The organism is Collinsella sp. CLA-ER-H10 (assembly GCF_040092475.1).
GTDB lineage: Bacteria > Actinomycetota > Coriobacteriia > Coriobacteriales > Coriobacteriaceae > Collinsella.
Genome location: NZ_JBBNLM010000023.1, coordinates 1 through 21989 on the forward strand (window position 1 = coordinate 1; position 21989 = coordinate 21989).

The 21989-nt window shown below is 59.6% G+C and carries 19 protein-coding genes and 1 tRNA gene; 19 read left to right on the forward strand and 1 reads right to left on the reverse strand.

What is annotated here, in order from left to right:
• Positions 1-130: 130 nt before the first annotated feature.
• Positions 131-1132, reverse strand: a complete 1002-nt coding sequence (locus AAAX36_RS08340) for a C39 family peptidase (RefSeq protein ID WP_349075051.1) — start codon at positions 1130-1132, stop codon at positions 131-133.
• A gap of 354 nt (positions 1133-1486) precedes the next feature.
• Here AAAX36_RS08340 and AAAX36_RS08345 point away from each other — a divergent pair, with 354 nt between their 5' ends.
• The 19 genes from AAAX36_RS08345 to AAAX36_RS08435 all read left to right on the forward strand — a co-directional run bounded on the left by AAAX36_RS08345 (position 1487) and on the right by AAAX36_RS08435 (position 21955).
• Positions 1487-2938, forward strand: coding sequence for an APC family permease (locus tag AAAX36_RS08345; RefSeq protein ID WP_349075053.1), 1452 nt, complete (start codon positions 1487-1489; stop codon positions 2936-2938).
• 131 nt (positions 2939-3069) lie between these two features.
• Positions 3070-4347 (forward strand): amidohydrolase family protein, encoded by a 1278-nt coding sequence (locus AAAX36_RS08350; RefSeq protein WP_117633809.1) that lies wholly within the window; start codon positions 3070-3072, stop codon positions 4345-4347.
• 112 nt (positions 4348-4459) lie between these two features.
• On the forward strand, positions 4460-5851 hold the full coding sequence (locus AAAX36_RS08355; RefSeq protein ID WP_349075055.1) for a histidine kinase: 1392 nt from the start codon (positions 4460-4462) through the stop codon (positions 5849-5851).
• 38 nt (positions 5852-5889) lie between these two features.
• Positions 5890-6624 (forward strand): response regulator, encoded by a 735-nt coding sequence (locus AAAX36_RS08360; protein WP_148332787.1) that lies wholly within the window; start codon positions 5890-5892, stop codon positions 6622-6624.
• Positions 6625-6716: 92 nt separating this feature from the next.
• Positions 6717-7661 (forward strand): zinc dependent phospholipase C family protein, encoded by a 945-nt coding sequence (locus AAAX36_RS08365; RefSeq protein ID WP_148332786.1) that lies wholly within the window; start codon positions 6717-6719, stop codon positions 7659-7661.
• Between the two features lie 101 nt (positions 7662-7762).
• A complete protein-coding gene (locus AAAX36_RS08370) occupies positions 7763-9022 on the forward strand; it encodes an MFS transporter (RefSeq protein WP_349075058.1) in 1260 nt (419 codons plus the stop codon).
• Between the two features lie 171 nt (positions 9023-9193).
• A complete protein-coding gene (locus tag AAAX36_RS08375; RefSeq protein ID WP_055285281.1) occupies positions 9194-10381 on the forward strand; it encodes a glycosyltransferase in 1188 nt (395 codons plus the stop codon).
• Complete coding sequence (locus AAAX36_RS08380) at positions 10378-11721, forward strand: histidine kinase (protein ID WP_006235157.1); 1344 nt, start codon at positions 10378-10380, stop codon at positions 11719-11721. The genes AAAX36_RS08375 and AAAX36_RS08380 overlap by 4 nt, the downstream gene beginning before the upstream one ends.
• A gap of 72 nt (positions 11722-11793) precedes the next feature.
• Positions 11794-12510, forward strand: a complete 717-nt coding sequence (locus AAAX36_RS08385) for a response regulator (protein ID WP_022094115.1) — start codon at positions 11794-11796, stop codon at positions 12508-12510.
• A 95-nt stretch (positions 12511-12605) separates the two neighbouring features.
• The gene (locus tag AAAX36_RS08390) at positions 12606-13073 is read left to right on the forward strand and encodes a YfcE family phosphodiesterase (RefSeq protein ID WP_022094114.1); all 468 of its coding nucleotides are present in this window, start codon (positions 12606-12608) and stop codon (positions 13071-13073) included.
• Positions 13074-13481: 408 nt separating this feature from the next.
• Positions 13482-13559 (forward strand) — tRNA-Asp (locus tag AAAX36_RS08395).
• Positions 13560-13918: 359 nt separating this feature from the next.
• Positions 13919-14404, forward strand: a complete 486-nt coding sequence (locus AAAX36_RS08400) for an Rrf2 family transcriptional regulator (protein ID WP_349075061.1) — start codon at positions 13919-13921, stop codon at positions 14402-14404.
• Positions 14405-14425: 21 nt separating this feature from the next.
• The gene (locus tag AAAX36_RS08405) at positions 14426-15331 is read left to right on the forward strand and encodes an adenine glycosylase (protein WP_349075063.1); all 906 of its coding nucleotides are present in this window, start codon (positions 14426-14428) and stop codon (positions 15329-15331) included.
• Between the two features lie 114 nt (positions 15332-15445).
• Positions 15446-15985 carry a rubrerythrin gene (gene rbr / locus AAAX36_RS08410; protein ID WP_006235152.1) on the forward strand — a complete coding sequence of 180 codons (540 nt, stop codon included), beginning with the start codon at positions 15446-15448 and terminating at the stop codon, positions 15983-15985.
• 329 nt (positions 15986-16314) lie between these two features.
• Positions 16315-16947: a hypothetical protein gene (locus AAAX36_RS08415; protein WP_196026328.1), complete on the forward strand. Its 633-nt coding sequence runs from the start codon at positions 16315-16317 to the stop codon at positions 16945-16947.
• A 439-nt stretch (positions 16948-17386) separates the two neighbouring features.
• A complete protein-coding gene (locus AAAX36_RS08420; protein WP_215694837.1) occupies positions 17387-17821 on the forward strand; it encodes a hypothetical protein in 435 nt (144 codons plus the stop codon).
• Positions 17822-18054: 233 nt separating this feature from the next.
• A complete protein-coding gene (locus AAAX36_RS08425) occupies positions 18055-18618 on the forward strand; it encodes a transcriptional regulator (RefSeq protein WP_195361561.1) in 564 nt (187 codons plus the stop codon).
• 51 nt (positions 18619-18669) lie between these two features.
• Positions 18670-20025, forward strand: a complete 1356-nt coding sequence (rmuC, locus tag AAAX36_RS08430) for a DNA recombination protein RmuC (protein ID WP_349075066.1) — start codon at positions 18670-18672, stop codon at positions 20023-20025.
• 127 nt (positions 20026-20152) lie between these two features.
• Positions 20153-21955 (forward strand): ABC transporter ATP-binding protein, encoded by a 1803-nt coding sequence (locus tag AAAX36_RS08435; protein ID WP_349075067.1) that lies wholly within the window; start codon positions 20153-20155, stop codon positions 21953-21955.
• The last annotated feature ends 34 nt before the right edge of the window (positions 21956-21989 follow it).

The window sequence follows — 21989 nt, forward strand, 5'->3', positions numbered from 1 at the left end:
CCCTCTCGGGGGCAGGGACGTTCGGCCGTGCGCGGGCGCCCGGTCGGCGGCCCGTTCTGGGCGCGCCTCAATCGTAGCCCGAGACGGTCCCGGGCTGACAATTTCGACTGTAATGGACGTTCTTAAATGACTAGTAGTAGGCCCACATGGCTTCGACTTCGTTGAGGACCTCTACGACGCCCCAGCGGCGGGCGCTGCGGCTGGCCGAGTTGGGGTCGTAGACGCCAATCTGGTTGGCATCGTCGATGCCGTAGAGCACGATGTAGTGGCCTACGTTGGTAAACGTACCGGGGCGCACTGCGGCGATGACGGGCGCACCCGAGCGAAGTGCTTGGGTAATCGATTCGCGATCGTTATAGAGCTGTGTTCCGTTGAGCCCTAGCTGCCACGCACCGCCTGTCATAAACGACCACTCGGTGGCACCAGTGGGGGCGTAGTTGCCGGCTTCGGCCAGTGCGCATACATCGACCGGCGTCTTATCGGTGTGGCCGGTCTTAAAGATATAGACCATGGTGAGGCAAGTGGGACCGCAAGCGTTTTCTCGAATAGTGCCACCGGCATAGGGCAGCTCCGACCATGCGGGGTCAATTTGGTAGATGTGGGGCATGGCGCCGGCCTGCCATTGCGAGCGTGGGGTCGAGAACGCAAAGGAGTAACCGGGCGCGACGGGAGCTTTAAGCAGCTTGTCCTCGGCAGTGGGCTCAAGACCGGCTGATCCGTGGGAGATACAGGATCCCAAAAACACAAAGACGAGGCAGGCGGCAATGGAGCAAAGCGCAAGGCGTAGGCGGCGGGCCGGAAGCGCGTGGCTTGTGGTGTGCGACGCGGGGTGAGGGGCGGAATTGCCGCGATCGCGTTGAGGCCGCGAAAAGGAGCGCTTGACGTAGTAGTCGGTCTTACGGCGATCGTAGCGGCGTGGCTGCGATGTGCCGGTCTGGCGTTGGCGTGTGCTCGTACTCACACGGTCTGACTGCTGCACGGTACGGCTTTGCTGCCGCGAAGAAGCCCCGAGCTGCTCTTGGGGGCGCTGCGGGTTGTCGTTGTCGGAGGTGATTTTGGGCGTTGACGTGGTGCGGCCGGCAAGGCGCACGTTTTGTGGCCGTTGGTCGCCGTCATTGTATCCGTATGCCATTCGAATCACCTTGCCTCATGTGTAACTTGTCTATCCTACATAAAAAGATGCACGACACATGGGTATGTGCGCCAAAAGCCTGACAAATGGTATGAACGTTGCCGCGCCGCGCGCCAAGCGTCACGGCAACAGGTATTCAAAAGCAGACAAGATGAAAGCGTCCAAGACGAATGACGTCTCCCGCCGTTCGTCCCAAAAACGGTGCCGCTCGTTTTGCAATTCTGCCTTCGGTCGAGCTGCGAGCGGCGCTGCTGCGCCAAGGCCGTATCTTAAAGCCATGGAATAAAAGCGCGCGGCAAAACGGACCGCGCAAGGGGTGACGCCAAGGGCGTCAAACAGGAAAGGAGGGGAACAATGGCGGACAAGAACGCAGAAGTTGCAGTCGAGGATAACGGCGGCATGAAGAAAACGCTTTCGCTCTGGAACTTCTTCACCATCGGCTTCGGTGCCATCATCGGTACCGGTTGGGTTCTGCAGGTCGGCGACTGGATGGTCGTGGGCGGCGGTCCCGTTCCCGCTATGATCGCATTCCTCTTGGGTGCAATCTTCCTCGTGCCCGTCGGAGCTGTTTTCGGTGAGCTCACGGCTGCTATCCCCATCTCGGGCGGCATTGTCGAGTATGTCGATCGTAGCTTTGGCCGTACGCTGAGCTACATCACCGGATGGCTTTTGGCCCTGGGCAACGGCATCCTGTGCCCGTGGGAGGCCATCGCCATTTCGACCCTCGTGTCCGAAATGTTCGGCAGCCTGCCCGGCCTTGAGTGGCTGCGCGCCGTCAAGCTCTACACCATCCTGGGGGCCGACGTTTACCTGTTCCCGACGCTGATCGCGCTCGGCTTTGCAGTCTACGTCATCTTCCTCAATTTCCGCGGTGCCAGCTCGGCTGCCAAGCTCCAGGCCTTCCTGACCAAGGCCCTGCTCTGCGGCATGCTGCTCGCCATGGGCGTCTCGCTGTTCACCGGCTCGCCGGACAATGCCATGCCCGTGTTCTCCCAGGTCACCGGCGCTGGCGGCGGCAAGGCCGCTACCGAGAGCTCCAGCCTGTTTGCCGGCATCGTGTCGGTCCTGGTTCTGACCCCGTTCTTCTACGCTGGCTTCGACACCATTCCTCAGCAGGCTGAGGAAGCAGCCGAGGGCCTCAACTGGAACAAGTTCGGCAAGATCATCTCCCTGGCTCTGCTGGCCGCTGGCGGCTTCTACATGGTCTGCATCTACTCGTTCGGCACCATCCTCGACTGGCATGAGTTCGTTAAGAGCCCGGTTCCCGCGCTCGCCTGCCTCAAGGGCATCAACATGCTTCTGTACCTGGCCATGCTCGTCATCGCCACGCTTGGACCCATGGGCCCGATGAACTCCTTCTACGGCGCCACGAGCCGCATCATGCTCGCCATGGGCCGCAAGGGCCAGTTGCCCGAGCAGTTCGCCGAGGTCGACCCCAAGTCTGGCGCTCCCAAGCTCGCCTGCGTCGTTCTGGGCGTCATCACCGTCGTCGGTCCGTTCCTGGGCAAGAACATGCTCATCCCTCTGACCAACGTGTCGGCTCTCGCCTTCATCTTCTCCTGCGGCATGGTCGCCCTCGCTTGCCTGCGCATGCGCTTCACCGAGCCCGACCTGCCTCGTCCCTACGAGGTGCCCGGTGGCAAGTTTGGCATCTCCCTCGCTATCGCTGCCTGCGCCATCATCATCGGCCTGCTTGTGATTCCGTTCTCTCCCGCCTCCCTCAACATGGTGGAGTGGAGCATCGTGATCGGCTGGTTGGCTATTGGCCTGGCCCTCATGGCTTTCACCAATTCCCGCAAAAAGTAACGCCGAGCCGGGGCGGATCAGGTGCGCGGGCCCCTCTCTTCCGCGCACCGAACCCGGCGCCACTTGGGTAGCTTTGTGAGGCCTTAACCCAACACGGCCTCGCCCACTATATGGATCCATAAGGAGGAACCATGTCCACTAAGTATGCAATCGTTGGCGGCAAGCTCATCGACGGTACCGGTGCCGAGCCGGTCGAGAACTCCCTCGTTCTCGTCGACGACAACGGCAAGATCGAGTACGCCGGTGCTATGCAGGACCTTCCCGAGGGCGTTGAGGTTATCGACGCCGCCGGCAAGACCGTCCTTCCCGGCCTGATCGACACCCACCTGCACTTCTCGGGCAACCTGACCGACGATGATACCGATTGGGTCATGCAGCCGCTCCTCGAGAAGCAGGCCGTCGCCGTGAAGCAGGCCTACGACTGCCTCACCCACGGCCTCACCACCGTCTGCGAGATCGGCCGCTTTGGTATCCAGATCCGTGACTGCATCGACAAGGGCGTCTTCAAGGGCCCGCGCGTTCTGGCCACCGGCCTTGGCTTCTGCCGCGTTGCCGGCCACGGCGACTCCCACCACTGCAGCCAGGAGCTCAACAAGGAATCGCACCCCTGGGGCGATCAGGTCGACGGTCCTTGGGATCTGCGCAAGGCCGTCCGTCGTCGCCTGCGCGAGAACCCCGATGCCATCAAGATCTGGGCTACCGGTGGCGGCATCTGGCGCTGGGACTCCGGCCGCGACCAGCACTACTGCTCCGAGGAGATTCAGGCCGTGGTCGAAGAGGCCAAGATGGTCGGCATCCCCGTGTGGAGCCACTGCTACAACAACCACGCCGCTGCCTACGATTCCGTTCGCTTTGGCTGCGAGCAGCTGATTCACGGTTTTGATATCGATGAGCGCACCATGGACCTCATGGCCGAGCAGGGCACCTTCTTCACCCCGACGATCGCCTTCCTGCCCACCTGGTACGCCACCTATCCGCCCGTCTACGTCCCCGAGCTGCACGACAAGTACGAGGGTACCCTGGTCGAGAAGGAGCTGCAGCGCAACTACGACTGCCTGCGCGAGGCCAAGAAGCGCGGCGTCGTCATGACGATCGGCTCCGACTCCTTCTCCTTCGTCACCCCGTACGGCACCTGCTCCATCGAGGAGATGTACGAGTTCGTCGACAAGATCGGCTTCACCCCGGTCGAGACCATCACCTGCGCCACCCTCAACGGTGCCAAGATGTGCCACATCGAGGACGAGACCGGTTCCATCGAGGCCGGCAAGTGCGCCGACCTGCTGGTCGTCAACGGTGACGTCGCCGCCGACATCCACGTGCTCAACACCGACAACATGGACGTCATCATGAAGGACGGCTGGATTGTCGAGGCCGGCACCTTCGGCGAGGCAAACAAGTACAGCGCCTAAGCTACCGTTCATCGATGGCTTGATGTAAAACACAGTATTTGATTGCATAATGCAATGGAGAGGGTCGCTTGCGGCCCTCTTTATTGCTATGGGGTGCGTCAGTAAGAAGGAGATGACGGTGGGTCTCAATAGGCTGATTCTGGGCAAGAGCTACAACTCTACCAAGGTCTTTCGTACCGCTCAGCATGTGGTTCAAGCCATCTTGCTCGGTATTGTCGTTCCGCTGCTTATCCTGTTGCTCATCTGGGATCTAACCGATAATCCCAATCCCGTTCCGGCCGTTGTCGTCATTGCCGGCTTGGTCATGCTGTGCTTCTTCTTCTCGTACGTCTTTGTCGTTCCCGACGACCTCACATCGAGCGCAACCGACCGCACGCTCGCCATCGCTTCAAAAATATTCGCCTACACGTCGCGCGGCCTTACGCCCGAAGCTGCCCTGGGCGCCTCTAAGATCATCCTGTCCGAAACTATCGCCTCTGCCATCTGCTTTACCGACGGCAAGCAGGTGTTGGCAAGCTGGGGCGAGGACTCGGCAAAATGCCCCGCGGGCACCCCGGTGGTACTGCGGACTACGCTCAACGTGATCAACAGCGGTGAGCAAAGCGTGTTCTCGCGCGATGCCTCGACCGAGACGGGTGGCTACTTTCCGCGCCTGCGCGCCGGTATTGTCGCACCGCTTACCGTGCGCGGGCATTGCGTGGGCACGCTCGAGCTGTATTATCCCCGTCTGAGCAGCATCGATATGCGCCAGACGGCGCTTGCCTCGGGCTTTGCCGACCTCATTTCCACGCAGCTTGCGAGCTTTGAGCTCGAGCGCCAGGACGAGCTTACGGCCCGCGTGGAGCTGCGCGCCTTGCAATCGCAGGTCGATCCTCATTTTCTGTTTAACACCATCAGCACCATCGTGTCGCTCGTTCGAACCGAGCCCGACAAGGCCAGGTCGCTGCTGATCGACTTCTCCAACTACTATCGTCAGACGCTTTCTGATTCCGATACGCTCACCACGCTCGAGCACGAGGTGGAACAGGGCACTCGCTATATCAATCTTATGCAGGCTCGTTATGGCGACGGCCGTCTGCGCGTCTCGGTCGATATCGACTTTGAGGTGCGCGATTGCATGGTGCCGCCGTTTATCTTGCAGCCGTTGCTCGAAAACTGCATCAAGCACGCGCAGCGCGAGACCGAGCCGCTTTCTATTCATGTTAGGGCTTTCGAGACCGATGACGGTTTGGAGATCATCGTCGAGGACGATGGCATCGGTATGAGCGAAGAGGTCTGCGCGCATCTGTTTGAGCAGCATCGCCTGGAGGAGCCCGAGAGCATTACCGCCGACGGCTCCATCAAACGAGGCTGCGGCTTGGCGCTCTTCAACGTGCTTCAGCGCATCCATTTCTTTTACGGAGAAGATTCTGGCATGCGCGTGAAGTCCCAGGAGGGCGTTGGCACGCAGGTCATCGTCGAGCTGAACGGCGAGCCGCATGAGCCGGCGCCGTTGACGGCGTAGCACGCGGTTGGATTGAGAGAAAAAGAGGGGAAGCACATATGTCCGAAGGCTGGAACATCTTGGTGGTTGATGACGAACCTCCCATTAGGGCCGAGCTACGCTATCTGTTGGAAAAGGATACGCGTGTGGGCCAGATTGCCGAGGCGGGCAATGTCACCGAAGCCGTGGAGTCGATTCTGTCGAACAAGCCCGACGTGCTATTTTTAGACATTACCATGCCCGGTCGCTCGGGAATTGAGCTTGCCGAGACGCTGCAGAACCTAAAGACGCCGCCGGTGGTTGTGTTTGTGACGGCGTTTGCCGAGTATGCGGCCGATGCCTATAACCTCGATGCCGTCGATTATGTCGTCAAGCCGGTCGAGGACGCACGCCTGTCAAAGGCACTCGACAAGATCGAGGCAGCCTTGGGTGTCCGTCGTGTTATCCACGCTCCGCGCCAGCCTTTGCGTCTGACGGTGGACCGCGGGGGCAAAAAGGTGTTCATTCCCGCCGCAGACGTCTGCTACTTTGAGGCGCGTGCCGATTTTTGCAACGCCGTCTGCGCCGAGGGAACATACCTGATCAATGAGTCGATTTCCTCGCTCGAACGGCGCCTGGCCCCCGAGGGCTTTATCCGTGTCCACCGCAGCTATCTGGTCAATTTGGAGGACGTGCACAATGTCGAGATCGGTTCCACGGGTCTTATGGAGCTCAGGCTCGATCGCGTAACCTCGACGGTGCCCGTGTCCCGCCGTCGCGCTGCCGAGGTTAAAGCACACTTGGGGCTTGCGTAGACGGTCTGCGTGCCGTCGTTTACCATCGCAGGTTTGGCATGGGCGCGCGGTGGGCATAATGGGTGGCATCGAATGAAATCGAAAGGATCATTATGCCCGCGCTTATCACCCATCATCTGTTTGGCGAGGAAAGCATCGACCGTCTTCCGCAGGGCGTCATCACGTCCGATGAAGAGCGCATTGCCTTTATCTTGGGCAACCAAGGCCCCGACCCGTTTTTCTTTCACATTCTGACACCGCGTGTTTCCGACTGCACGCTGCTGGCGCAGGTCATGCATCGGTCGCGCATGTCTCGCCAGTTCGCGTGCCTGCGCGACGGCGTGTCGCATCTGCTGCCGCGCGACGCCAGCTTGGGTCGCGCCTTTGCGCTGGGCCTGCTGTCTCATTACGTGCTCGACCGCAACGCCCATCCTTTTGTCTATGAGCAGCAGTTTGGCATCGTGGAGTCCGATTCAGAGCTTGAGGATTCGAGCAGTCAGGTTCATGCCGTGATCGAGAGCGACCTGGATGTACTGATGCTGCAGCTTAAACGCGCCGGCGCTACGGTCGACGATTACCCGCCGGCGGGCGAGATCGTCACCACCGATCGCATCAATCGCGTGGCCGGCGTGCTGATGAGCTATGTTGCCGGACGCGTGTACGGCATTGACATTCCGGCGGGGGAGTACGGTGCTGCCGTTGCCAATATGCAGCGACTTTACCGCGCGATTGAGCCGGCCGGCTCCGCAAAGACGCGCGCGATCTCGCTGGTTGAGGGCTTGGTGCACGACTACTCGCTGCTCGACGGCCTTGCCCATCGCGTGACGACGGAGCTGCCCGAGCGCACCGGTAACCTGGGCCATCTGACATGGAAGAATCCCTTTACCGACGAGGTCTCGAACGAGAGTTTCCCCGAGGTCTTTGATCGCGCGCTGGTCGATTACGAGTGCACGGTCGCACGTTTTATCGAGACCGGTGACATGGATGCCGTGACCAGTCACGTCAACTACAGCGGTCGCGTGCTCAATGCCGATGAGGAGTTCGACCGCGAGGAATAGGGCCCGTGCGTGCCCCTTTGCCGAATCCTTACCGGCGGTTCTGGACAATTGGGGTACGATGAACTAACTGCATATCGGGCGAATACGAAGGGTCCCTGTCCATGAAATACACCAAGCTCGAGCGTAACTGGGTTATGTATGATGTGGGCAATTCGGCCCTTGTGCTGCTCAATACCTCGGTGGTGCCCATTTACTTTAACGCCATTAATACCGGCGCTTCCTCGGCCGACCTGGTGGTCGCTTGGGGCAATGCGCAGACGATCGCCTCGCTGGCCATCGCCATGCTCATGCCCATTCTGGGCGCGCTTGCCGACTACGCCGGCAACAAGATCAAGTTCTTCTTGGGCTTCTTCCTCACGGGCCTGGTGCTTTGCCTGGCGCAGGCTATCCCAATGTCCGCCATGGCATTTTTGACCGTGTACGTGCTGTGCACCATCGGCCTTAACTCTTCTATGACGTTCTACGACGCCATGCTGCCCGACATTACCACCGACGAGCGCATGGACGCCGTGTCCAGCTCGGGCTATGCCTGGGGCTACATCGGTTCCACCGTGCCGTTCGTCATCTGCCTGGCGCTCATCATGGGTGGCCCCGCTCTTGGCGTCCCTACCATGCTGGCAACGCGTCTGTCGTTTATCATCACTGGTGCCTGGTGGCTCATCTTTACCCTGCCGCTCATTCGCACCTATAAGCAAAAGTACGGTCGCGAGCGCGGTCCCGAGGACACTATCGGCCACATCGTGGGCGGTGTGTTCTCCGAGGTCGGACACACCATGCGCGAGATCGCCCACAACAAGACCGTGCTGGTCTACATGATTGCGTTCTTCTTCTATATCGACGGTGTGCACACGGTCATTTCCATGGCTACCAGCTACGGCTCGGCTTTGGGCATCGATTCGACCCAGTTGGTCCTGGCGCTGCTCGTCACGCAGTTCGTGGCCTTTCCATCCGCCATCATCTACGGCAAGCTCGCCGGCCGCGTGGGCACGCTCAACATGATCTTGGTGGCAGTCGCCGCCTATATGGGCATTGTGCTGTTCGCCGCGTTCTTCCTAAAGACCGCCTTTGAGTTTTGGGTGCTTGCCATTATGGTCGGCCTGTTCCAGGGCGGCGTGCAGGCGCTTAGCCGTAGCTACTTTGGCCGCATTATCCCCAAGGAAAAGTCCAACGAGTACTACGGCTTCTTTGACATCTTCGGTCGCTATGCAAGCGTCATGGGCACTTTCCTAGTGTCGGTCGTCACCTCGCTGACCGGCAACCCGTCGCTGGGCGTCCTTTCCATTGGCGTGCTACTGATCGTTGGCTTTATGCTGCTGGTCCGCCTGTCCCGCATGACTCGGGCGGCAGAGCATGCCGCATAGGAGCGAGCGGCTATTGTGCCTGTCCACGGTACTCTTTTGGGGTTATCCGCAATAAACATTGCGACTTGCGAGCAATGATTTGCCCAAGTGGGTATGATGGAATCAGCTAGGTCGCGGGGCGTCGCCTGTGTTTGGCGGCGTCCCGTTTTTGTGTTGCAGGGAGGGTAAGGCATGAACGCCACAGTCGTGATTCCAACGTATTGGGCGGGCGATGACGCTTGCGCAAACGCCCCTGGCACCTATGACCATTCGACGCGACTCAACGCCGACAATCCCGAACTCGACCGCTGCCTGGCCTCGCTTGAGCAGGTACGTGACATCCCGCGCATCATCCTTTTGGTGGTCTGTCCCGTTTCTGCCACAGCCGATGTGTCGCTGCGCGTGCACGAGATTGTCGACGCGCATCCCACGCTCAAGGTCACCGTTGTCACCAACACCCAGGCCTCGCGCATTGCAGACCGGGTTGCTCAGATCGCGCCCAAGGGTTCGGGCGAGTGCGTGAGCCTGCGAGGCTACGGTGCCATCCGCAACATGGGGCTAGCCTGTGCCGCTGTGCTGGGGCATGACGCGGTTATCTTTTTGGATGACGATGAGACTGTCATCGACGCCGACTTTATGAAGCGCGCGACCTATGCGTTGGGGCAGCAGACGCGTCAGGGCTTGCCGATCTTGGTCAAGAGCGGCTATTTCTACGATCGCGACGGCTCGCCGCTGGCTCCCACGGACAAGGCGGGCATCTGCCATCGTTGGTGGACCAAGCGCATCGAGTTCAACCGTTGGATGAAAAAGGCGCTTTCGGGCACCCGCATCTCGCGTTCCAACTACGTGTGCGGCGGCCTGATGGCCCTGCACGCCCGCGCCTTTACGCGTGTGGCCTTTGACCCGTTTATCACCCGCGGCGAGGACTTGGATTACCTCTTTAACATGCGCATGTTTGGCTACGACGTGTGGTTCGATAACGAGTGGACCGTGCGCCATCTGCCTCCGGAGTCCGAAAAGCGCTCACCGCGCTTTATGCAGGATGTATACCGTTGGTACTACGAACGGGCCAAGTTGACATTCGCCGCGCATCAAAAGGAGCTCATTCCCGTTACGGCGGCATCGCTCATGCCCTACCCGGGCCCGTGGATTTCGCGCGAGCTCGACGACCGCGTGCGCAAGACCGCTATGGTCCGCAGCGTGTTTACCCGCGAGCATGAGGGCTACCTGCGCATCTGGCGCCATGGTATCGACGAGGCAAAGGCCTATGCGCGCCAAAACGCTGCAAGCTACCTGCGTTTCCAGAGCTTTTGGCCCAAGATCATGGACGGGCTTTGGCGTGACGCACAACTGATCAGTATCCTGGAGGGGGCCGAATGATCGACCGCCGCGCCCAGCGCGATAGTTCAATATCAATCTTTCGCATCATTGCCGTTGCCTGCGCCATTTGTGTGCTGGTGTACTTTATTTTTGCCTTGGTGACCGGTATCGAGCCGATCGCCACGGTGATTGCCTGCGCGCTGCTGTGCATCTTTCTGTGCATCTTTATCTTTTTGACGCTCAATCCCGATTCGGTGCGCTCCCAGTACACCGAGGAGACGCTCTCGGTGGCCTCGGCCATGCTCGAGGACATTAAGGGCGGTCTGACGCAGGAGTCGGCGCGTTTGGTGTGCCGGCGCATTTTGCCCGAGACGCGCGCCATGACGGTGGCCATCACCGACGAGGACAACGTGCTTGCCTGCGCGGGCGAGTTTGAGGAAAAACTGCTGCCCGATACTCCCATCCACACGCTTGCCACACGCTACGTTATCGAACATGGCATCGTGCAGTCGTTCAACCGTATGGTGGATGTCGTGGGCTCGGACGGCTCGCACAACCAAGTCCCCGCCGGCATTATCGCCCCCATCAAGGTGGGCGATCGTACCGTCGGCACGCTCAAGTTCTACTACAAGACCCCGCGCGCCGTCGACCGTACCCAGTATGCGCTTGCCTCGGGCTTTGCCGAGATCTTGTCCACGCAGCTCGCCATCCACGAGCTCGAGGTGCAAAAGGAACTCACGGCGCGCGCCGAGGTGCGTGCGCTGCAGGCGCAGATTAACCCGCACTTCCTGTTCAACACGCTGAACACCATTGCATCGTTTACGCGCACCGACCCGCTGCGGGCCCGCGAACTGCTTCGTGAGTTCTCATCGTTCTATCGTGCCACGCTCGACAACTCGGGATCGCTTATTCCGGTCTCGCGCGAGGTCGCACAGACCAAGCGCTACCTTACCTTTGAGAAGGCCCGCTTTGGCGAGGATCGCGTGCTTGCGACGTTCGATGTGTCCGAGGACGTGGAAGATACGCTGGTGCCGGCGTTCGTGATCCAGCCGATTGTCGAGAACGCCGTGCGTCATGGTATGGGCGATGACGACGCCCTGAGGATCGACGTGACCGTTCACCAAGACGGCGAGGATGCAATCTTGATTGCCGTGGCCGATAATGGCGTGGGCATGGATGAGGGTACCGCCGCCAGACTGTTTGACGAGCGTTCTGCCCGTCCCGACGCCAGCTCTCCCCAGGGTGGCGGCGCCGGTGTGGCCATGCACAATATTTCGGAGCGCATCCATCGCTTTTATGGGCCGCACTCCTATACGCGTGTCGAATCGGCGCCGGGCAAGGGCACCAAAGTGCTCCTTCATCTTGATTTGTCAGAGAGCATCTTTGACATTCAAGAGTAAAATAAAAGGCTACGGGCTCAACGTCATGCGACGGATGCCCGGCGTAGTTAGTTGACGAAAGGTTTTATCCCTATGCTGCGTGCGATGATTGTGGATGATGAGGCGCCGGCTCGCTCGGAGCTTCGCTTCCTGCTCGAGCAAACGGGCAAGATCGGCACGATCACTGAGGCGTCGAGCGTCCGCTCCGCCATCGAGATGCTTATGGAAAGTCGCGTAGATGTCGTGTTTCTCGATATCTCGATGCCCGGTGCCTCGGGCCTGCAACTTGCCGAGGCGCTGCATAAGCTCAAAAATCCGCCGGCGATCGTGTTTGTGACTGCGTATAGTGACCATGCGGTCGAGGCATTCGACGTGGATGCCGTCGATTATCTGATGAAGCCGGTCGAGGAAGCTCGCTTGGATCGCGCGATCGAGAAGGTCATGCAACGCACCAAGCCGGTTACGGACAGCAAGGTGACCATCGAGCGTATCCCGGTGGAAAAGGGCGGCCGCAAGGTGCTCATTCCCGTGGACGACATTCGCTTTATCATGGCCAAGGACGATTACTCCTGCATCTATACCGTCGATGATCGCTTTTTGTCGACGACCTCGCTGGCGCAGTTTGAGGCCAAGCTCTGCGACTTTGGCTTCTTCCGTGTTCACCGCCGCTATATCGTCAACTTGGCGTGCGTCACGGATGTGGAGACGGTGCCCTCGGGCGCCATCCAGCTGGGCATTACGGGCGTCGACGAACGCGTGCCGGTTTCGCGCCGCCGCGTCGTGCCGCTTAAGAAGGCCCTGAGTCTCTAGCACACTGGCCCCGCAGCCCTGTAGACCTATCGTCTGCGGAGGCGTGGGGCCTTTTTGTATGTATCTGCCGAATCGTTTTTTGCGGAAGGGATCCCATGAACAGTGCAAGCGCCAAGCGTATCGACATCATCTCGGACACCCACGGCTATTTATCGCCTGCGCTCCTGGATGAGCTTGAGGGCGCAGACCTGATTATCCACGCCGGCGACCTCACGTCAGAGATGGACTACGAGCACCTATGCACCATCGCCCCCGTGCGGGCCGTACTGGGCAACAACGATTACTACCGCGACTACGGTCCCGATGTAGACCGTCTTGCGCTCTTTACCTACGAAGGCCTCAAATTCGCTGTAGCCCACTACCGCGAAGACCTTCCGGTGGGATCCGTAGACGTAGCCATCAATGGTCACACCCACGTAACCAAAGAAGCCCAAGTGGGCCGTTGTTTAGTCCTCAACCCGGGCAGCGCTAGCTACCCCAGAGGCACCCGAGGCCCCACCATGGCCAGAATGCTAGTAAAAGACGGCAAGATCATAAGCACCAAATTTATTGATCTAGAGTAACCACAACAAAAACGGGGGATGCAAATGCGTCCCCCGTTTCCATTTGAGCCAAAGGCAGAGCTTCAACAAAAACAATCAGACCAACCCCGCCGAGGAGCACGCGGGCTAGCCGCGCAGCGGCGCACGCCCGCAAAACTGGTTGAATAATGTGACGGCAGGGAGGGCTTCCGGGGCTGAGGGCGGGGGTTAAGTTTGTCGCGAGTTCCGCACGCAAAGGAAAGCACTTAATGTGCTTTCCGTCTTGCGCAGGACTGTAGAGCAGCAAACTTAACCCCCGCCCTCAGCCCCGGAAGCCCTCCCGGATGGCCCCAAAAAATTTTTCAAAAAAGTTGTTGCGCGCCGGACAGACTTCTGTGTATACTAATCCCCGCAGCGCACGCGAGCGGAAACAAACGCGAACGTCTGCCTGGGGAGTTAGCTCAGTTTGGTTAGAGCGCCGGCCTGTCACGTCGGAGGTCGCGGGTTCGAGCCCCGTACTTCCCGCCAACGCAATTAAAGCCACGTCTTCGGACGTGGCTTTTTGCGTTTGATGCGCTTTGTTTCGATAGAACGATCGCCCTGGTGCATCTTCGCCCAGAACCCCCGCGCCTTCGGGAACGCAAGTAAAATCTAATGAGTATATCTGTCTGAACAACAGCTTTGTTGCGCAACACCTGTTCTACGAGACAGGGGGTTAGGTTATACTAAATTGCACTGTGCGCCGCATCTGATGCATTTCGCTCCAAGCGCGGCACTCAGTGGATATCCGATTTACCATTTGGATGTCCTGGCGGTCATTTAGCGTCTCGACACAAGCTCGGCCCCGGAGCTCGTTCGAGCTGTTCGTATTCCTTGAAAGGGGAAAAATGGACATATCGAGGAAGACTGATTACGCCCTTCGTATGCTGGCGATGCTTGCTGAGGATTCGGAGTGTTTGCTTTCTGTTCGCACCGCTGCCGAAGAGGTCAATGTTCCGTATTCGTTTGCCCGCTCGATTCAGCACGGTTTGGTCCAGGCCGGTATTGTGGAGAGCCTGCGTGGCGTCCACGGTGGCATGCGTCTCAAGGTCAGTCCGGACGACGTCACTATCCGCCAGGTCGTCGAGGCCGTTCAGGGTCCTATGGTTATGAACGACTGCACCGCGCCCGATGGTGACTGTGCGCGCATGGGCGCGTGCTGCTATCATCCCCTGTGGGCCGGAGCTCAGGCGTTGATGCGCGACTACCTCGATTCCGTTTCGCTCGGCGACATCGTCGCTCACCGCCAGTTCCCGGCCGTCGATCCCAAGTTCGCCGACCGCGAAGCGTTTCCCGAGTACGCCACCTGCGCGTGCGCTTACCGGGAGGAATAGCGCCGCATAAGGAGCATAGCCATGATTCAGGACCCCTTTCGTTCGATGATTCGTTCGGAAGGGGTCCTGCGTTATCGCGACCTTCCGTGGCGCCGCACACGCGATCCGTACATCATTTGGCTTTCTGAGGTCATGCTGCAGCAAACACAGGTGCCGCGTGTGGAGGCGCGCATGCCGGTGTGGCTCGATTGCTTTCCGACTGTGCAGGCGCTTGCCCAGGCCGCGCCTTCCGATGTTTTGGACGCTTGGCAGGGCATGGGCTACAACCGACGCGCTCTGGCGCTTCACGGGGCCGCTCAGCGCGTTGTAGAGGACTGGGACGGGGAGTTTCCGCGTGAGACGCGTGACTTGGTCGCTCTGCCTGGTATTGGCCCGGCAACGGCGCAGGGTATCCGGTCGTTTGCGTTTGATCTTCCGGGTGTGTATCTAGAGACCAACGTGCGCACGGTCTTTTTGCATCATTTCTTTCCCGATGTGCCGGCTGTTCCCGATCGCGAGCTGGTGCCGCTGATTCAAGCCGCCTGTCCGGCGGCCCCCGGTGCGGTGGCGGATGAGATCGCGCCCTTTGCCGTGCCTCAAGACGATGCCGACACGCCGCGCGCGTGGTATTACGCGCTGCTAGATTATGGCGCGTATCTTAAGAAGACGCTGCCCAATCCGTCCAGGCGCTCGGCGGGCTATAGTCGTCAGTCCAAGTTCGAGGGCTCGCGTCGCCAAAAACGCGCCCATATTGTGCGCATGCTACTGGCTGCGCGCGATGGGCGGCCGGCGGGGATAACGCTTGCTGATGCCGTGGTGGGCGTTAACGAAATGGAGACGGCAGCCGGTCGCGGGCCGGTCGAGTGCGAGCTTGTCGCGGGCATTCTAGCCGACCTGGAGCGTGAGGGCTTTTGCCGAGCCGAGGGCGATCGCTGGTTGAGTGTGTAGCCCGCTCAAATCTGAAGAACGGGATTGTAAGGTTTAAATTCGCGGCTTGAGGGCATCCTAAAGACAAGGTCGCTCAAAGCCTATGGGCGGCACGTGTTGAAGGGAAGTACACCTATGGATTTTGAGAATTCCCAAACCAAGAAGAACCTCGAGACCGCTTTTGCCGGTGAGTCCCAGGCACACACCAAGTATCGCTACTACGCATCTAAGGCCAAGAAGGATGGCTACGTTCAGATTTCGAATATCTTTGCCGAGACGGCGGGCAACGAGTCCGAGCACGCCAAGCTGTGGTTTAAGTATCTGCACGACGGCGCCGTTCCGGGCACTCTGGACAACCTGCGCGACGCCGCCGCGGGCGAGAACTACGAGTGGACCACGATGTACGACGAGTTCGCCAAGACCGCCGAGGAGGAGGGCTTTGCCGAGATCGCCGAGAAGTTCCGTGGTGTCGCCGCCGTCGAGAAGGCCCACGAGGAGCGCTACAACAAACTCGTCGAGCGCATCGAGTCGGGCGAGGTGTTTGAGCGTGAGGGCGTGAAGGTATGGAAGTGCCTGAACTGCGGGCACCTGCACGTTGGTGCCGAGGCGCCTGAGGTGTGCCCGGTGTGTAACCACCCGAAGGCGTACTTTGAGGAGCAGGTGGTGAACTACTAGCGCGTGGCGCTGGCATGAGCTGGGCCGGGAGGGCGGGATTGCCTTCCCTCCCCGCTCACGGCTCCGCAGGGTCGCGTTGAGGGAAGGTAATCCCGCCCTCCCGGCCCGCTTTGGGTCGTCGCGTGCTCGCTACAGAAAAGCTGATTAGAAGTTTGTGTGCCGCCCCTTTTGGGCGGCACGTTTTGTATAGGGATTGGGTTGTGGCCATTTGGTTGATGGTTCGGTTATTTGGTTGACGGGGCTTGCTCCGGGTTGGGGCGGCGCCGTTGTTTAGGGGGTACACTGGGTGGCGACTTTTAGTTTATCTACTACCTGATGGGGTGTTTTTTATGGGCAAGAAGTCTCGGGCTCGGGTTGCTGCGGCGGGAACTCGCAAGGATCCTGGTCGTCGGGTTGCCGAGGGTAAAAAGGCCGATCGTGCCGAGAAGGACAAGAAAGTCGGCGCGCATGCTCATCCTGAGTGGGCGCCTCATTTGAATTCGGCTAGTGAGGATTTGACTGCCAAGTTGTTTACTCTGGTCGAGGTAATTTTGGGCGTGGTGCCCCTTGTGGTTATCGGTTTATTCTTGGCTTCGAAGGACGCCACGAGTGTCGATAAACTCACCGAGGTCTTTTCGCAGGACCCCTCGATGGTGGTCTCGTTTATTTCTGCGTGCTTGCAGCCGTTTGTGGCGTACATGCTGTATATGGTCTACCGCAAATACTGCGAGGGTGATGCGGGCTTTGCCGCCGGTAACCTGATCGGTCTTTTGTGCTCCGAGATCCTACTGCTCAATATCCCGGGCGTCATCGGTATGGGCATCTTGCTGTGGCGTGTTTGGCGCAACGTCGCCCCGCACTTTGAGAGCTGGTTGTTTGAACGCCGTGCAATGGGCGTGCTGGCAGACATCGCGGGCTCGCTCGTGATTCTAGCCTTGGCGTTTATGTGCGCCACCGCCACCCGAGGTCTCGCGGGCATCTAAAGCTGCCTCCATCGACTGCGGAGCACGGGGCGGGGAAACACCTTTCCCTCTCGCTCACGGCTGCGCAGGTCGCGCGAGGTAAAGGTGTTTCCCTACCCTGTGCTCCGGCTTCGGGTCGTCGCGTGCTTGCTACTGAAAAACTGATAAGAAGTTAGCGTGCCGCCCCTTTTGGGGCGGCACGTTTTTGTATGGGGTCCCTGTCTTCACAATTTCCGTCAAGCTTTTGGTTAGATTTTGGTCAGTTGGCGTAAGGGTGGAAGGCCAAAAGATTGCTGACGAAAAAAGCTCAGAGAAAGTGCTGGTAGGGGAGTTGTTGAGCTTTTCGACAGCTTTTGAGCAAAAGAAACTTTGTGGCTATTGCCGGCGATTGCGTTGTCGCGGTCATGGCGGTGCGGGATGCTGGTCGTAAGCGTCGAATGCTCCGATTTTGGAGGCCAGCATGGATCTGTTTCTTGAGACTCCGCAGCAACAAGCTGAGCGCATGCTGCGTCAGCAGCAACGACTCATGGAGATGCAAATGCAAGGGGCGGCAGCCCAGCCCTTTGCGCAAAATGTCGTGCCCGCTGCTGTACCTGCAGCTGTGCCCGGGTGCGAATCGGCACCAGAGGCCTATTCCGTACAGCAAGATTCATATGCGCAGGAGCTCGCGTTCGACAAGCGTCGTGCGCGTCGTCGCCGTGTGGGCCAGCGCTTGCGCACATTGGCGATGATCGTGCTCATCCCGTTAGGGCTTGTGGCCATCTTTCTGGCATCGTATGCCCTCACGTGCATCCTCAACGGCGCATCGCCCAACGAGGTGCTCCAACATCTAGCGGCTCTCGGCCAGCGCCTAGGCGATGTCGTAGCAACCATTCGCGCCGGCTGGGAGAGTTAGCGTTTGTCACGTTAGGACTTCTGGGGTGTAGGGATTATCGCCATGAGTAGAATCCTCACATCCTGGGAATCCTGTCATGCGACTGAATAGTATTATTGATGATGAATAATAATAGAAAATGCCATGTTAAGGTACTTAACGACATCCTTGGAGGATCTGGCGTCGTCGCCTTCGGAGCGGAGTTATCAAGAGATGGTCTGTGCATACAGGCAATACAAAAAGGAGGTGCTCGGTTGAATCTGACCTTTGAGGGATTCTTAAAAGGCTATTGCCGAGAGCTATCCGGACAGCAATCGCTCAGTTTTAGAAAACTGGTTAAGCAAGCGACGACGGTTGCGCCGCGCGTGGCGGAGCCCCTGTTTTTGCTCGCTTTGGCACAGGGTAAAGCCGAATACGTTCTGGGCTTATCCGAGGGTTCGTGGATGGAAGAGGGTTACCGAGGCGTTTTGTCCTTGTACGCCCAAACGGGTAGCCTGGCATCTCTATGCGCCGAGGATAAACTTCCTAATCGTTATGCCAACGTTTGGCGTGCGTATAGAGCGGTGAAGGAAAAGCCAGTGGCGGACAGAAGGATCAACGCCCTGATGCGAAAAAGAACGTTGGGAGCGCTAGAGGAATCGGGCGTAACGCGCTACGGTCTCTGCCGCGATTTGAATCTGAATAAGGGAAACGTGTACGCATATTTAGCCGGTGATGACTCAAAGGTGAGCAGGGAGACGGCGCGCCGCATTATGGAATATGCGGAGGAGAGGGGCGCCCAAGAAGGGACCGGGCGCCCGGTGCGTATGGCGGGGTAAGATTGATCGCGGTTTTGATTGGTGCTCGATTGGGTTTGTTGGGCGGAGTTTATGTCTGCTATTGATATTGTGCTTGTTGTGATCGCCTTGGTGGCGGTGGGGGTTGCTGTGGCTTGCGCCCTCCAACTCAAGAGCCTGCGTGCCGAGTTGCGGGAGCGTGGCGACAGTAGCGCGGAAACGCTGGCAGCACTCGAGCAGGCTAACAAAGCGCTCGATGCCCTGAACGTCGCGCTGGCCGAAACCCGTCGCACGGCCAATGCCATCGCGCAGCAGCAGACGACCGATGCGGCCGTAGAGCAGCAACGTTACCTGACCATCGCGCGCGAGTTCTCGCAAGCCGGTGACCGGATGGATGATCTGCGCCGCGAGACCGCCCAACAGCTCAGCGCCAATCGCGAGGGCATCGAGCATCGCCTGGACAAGGTGCGCGAGACGGTCGATGCTCAGCTGGGTGCCATCCGCGAAGACAACAACGTGCAGCTCGATCAGATGCGCGCGACGGTGGACGAGAAGCTCTCTCGCACGCTCAACGACCGACTTTCGGCATCGTTTAAGCAGGTGAGCGACCAGCTCGAGGCCGTGTACAAGGGCCTGGGCGATATGCAATCTATCGCCACCGGCGTAGGCGACCTCAAGCGTGTGCTGGGCAATGTAAAAGCGCGCGGCATTTTGGGCGAGGTACAGCTGGGTGCGATCCTGACGGACATCCTCACACCCGACCAGTATCTGGAAAACGTTGCCACTAGGCCCGGCGCCTCGGAGCGCGTTGAGTTTGCCGTCAAGCTGCCGGTAGACGAGGGCGATCCCGTGCTGCTGCCGATCGACTCCAAATTCCCGGGCGACGCGTACGAGCATCTGCTCGACGCCCAGGAGTCGGGCGATGCGGAGGCCGTTGCCGCAGCGCGCAAGACGCTCGATATGATGGTGAAACGCGAGGCAAAGGACATCTGCGAAAAGTACCTGAGTGTGCCGGCAACGACCAACTTTGGCATCATGTTCGTGCCGTTTGAGGGGCTGTACGCCGAGGTCGTCAGCCGACCCGGGCTCATCGAAACCCTGGGCCGCGACTATCATGTCAACGTTGCCGGTCCCAGCACTATGGCCGCCATTCTCAACAGCCTGCAGATGAGCTACCAGACGTTTAGGCTGCAAAAACGTACCGACGACGTACTGCGCGTGCTCTCCGCCGTCAAGGCCGAGCTGCCGCGCTATCAAAAGGCGCTGCGCCGCGCCCAGCAGCAGATCGAGACCGCGGGCAAAACGGTCGAGGGCATCATTACCACGCGCACCAACGTAATGGAGCGCAAGCTCAAGGACATCGACGCACTGGAAGACGCCGACCAAGTCGATGAGATCTTGGGACTCACGCCCGCGGGCCTTCCCACAGACCAAGAAGACGAGGACTAATTGCAACAAGACGGCGGGGCACCGGTGCAAACGCGGGCGCCCTACCGCTTTTCGTATCGCACTTGTCTGGAGCGTGCTCCAATGTGCAACAATGGCGTTTCGCCCTATCAGATGCGAAAGGAAGCCCATGTCTCAGAGAAGCACCAGCCCGCTCAGCCGCTCCACCGTGCGCCGCACGCTGCAGCGGTTTTGGGGTGTCACGCGCACGCAGCCGCTGATTGTCTTTCTCTCGGTGTTCTCGTCGGCGGGCTACATCTTTTTGCTGACGTTTGCCAATACCTATGTGATGGCCCTCATTGTCGATCGCGTTCAAGCCGGTCCCGTGGCGGGTGATCAGGTGTTTGAGGTCTTCGGCCCCTATATCCTGGCGCTCGTACTCGTTAACCTGGTGGGTCAGATTCTCTCCAAGCTACAGGACTACACCGTCTACAAGCTCGAGATTGCAGGCAACTATCACCTGGCGCGTCTATGCTTCGACACGCTCTCCAACCAATCCATGACATTCCATACCAGCCGCTTTGGCGGATCGCTCGTGAGCCAGACGAGTCGTTTTATGAGCGGCTATACGGGGCTGGTGGACGTGACGGTGTATTCGCTCATCCCCACCATCACCTCGGTCGTCTGCACCGTGGCCGCACTCGCCCCGGTGGTACCGACGTTTACCGTGATCCTGGTGTGCATCATGGTCGTCTACATTGCGTTTGTCTGGCTTATGTACAAGCGCATCATGCCGCTTTCGGCCGCGACGTCCGCTGCGCAGAACAAGCTCTCGGGCGTGCTCTCCGACGCGGTCACGAACATCTTGGCCGTCAAGACCTGTGGGCGCGAGGACTTTGAACGCGATCTGTTCGACGCCGCCGATCGTGCCGCGCGCGATGCCGAGACGGTCTCGATGCACGCCATGATGCAGCGCAACTTTACGACCTCGGGTCTTATCGTCATCACCATGGCCGTGGTGAGTGTGTTCGTGGCGGGCGGCAACGCGTGGTTTGGCATCTCGGCCGGCTCGCTCGTCATGATCTTTACCTATACCTATAACCTCACCATGCGCCTGAACTACGTGAGTTCCATGATGCAGCGCATCAACCGCGCTTTGGGCGATGCGGCCGAGATGACGCGCGTGCTGGACGAGCCACGTTTGGTGGCAGACGACCCGGACGCCCCTGAGCTCAAAGTGACCGAGGGCGCGATTGATTTTGAGCACCTGAGCTTTGCGTACCGTGACGCTGCGGCGGGCGAGAGCGTGTTCGATGACCTGACGCTTCATGTGGCGGCGGGCCAGCGCGTGGGCCTGGTGGGCAAATCGGGCTCGGGTAAGACGACGCTCACCAAGCTGCTGCTGCGCCTGGACGATGTTCAGGGCGGCCGCGTGCTCGTGGACGGTCAGGATGTCTCGCGCTGCACGCAGCAGAGCCTGCGCCGCCAGGTTGCCTACGTGCCGCAGGAGGCGCTGCTGTTCCATCGCTCCATTCGCGAAAACATTGCCTACGGTCGTCCCGACGCCACTGATGAGCAGATTCGCGAGGCCGCGCGCCTGGCCAATGCCATGGAGTTTATCGACCGCTTGCCCCGTGGCTTTGACACCATGGTGGGTGAGCGCGGCGTCAAGCTCTCGGGCGGCCAGCGTCAGCGCGTGGCCATCGCCCGTGCCATCCTAACCGACGCGCCGATTCTGGTGCTCGACGAGGCGACCTCTGCCCTCGACAGCGAGTCCGAGGCGCTGGTGCAGGAGGCGCTCGAGAACCTGATGCGTGGACGTACCTCCATTGTGGTGGCACATCGCCTGTCCACCGTGGCGGCGCTCGACCGCATTGTGGTGCTGGCCGATGGCGAGATTGTCGAGGACGGCACGCATGCGCAGCTTGTCGAGGCGGGTGGCGAGTACGCGAGCCTGTGGAGCCGTCAGACCGGCGCATTCTTGGAGGCGTAAGCGTCTCGGACGTGGGACAATTGTGCCCATAAGT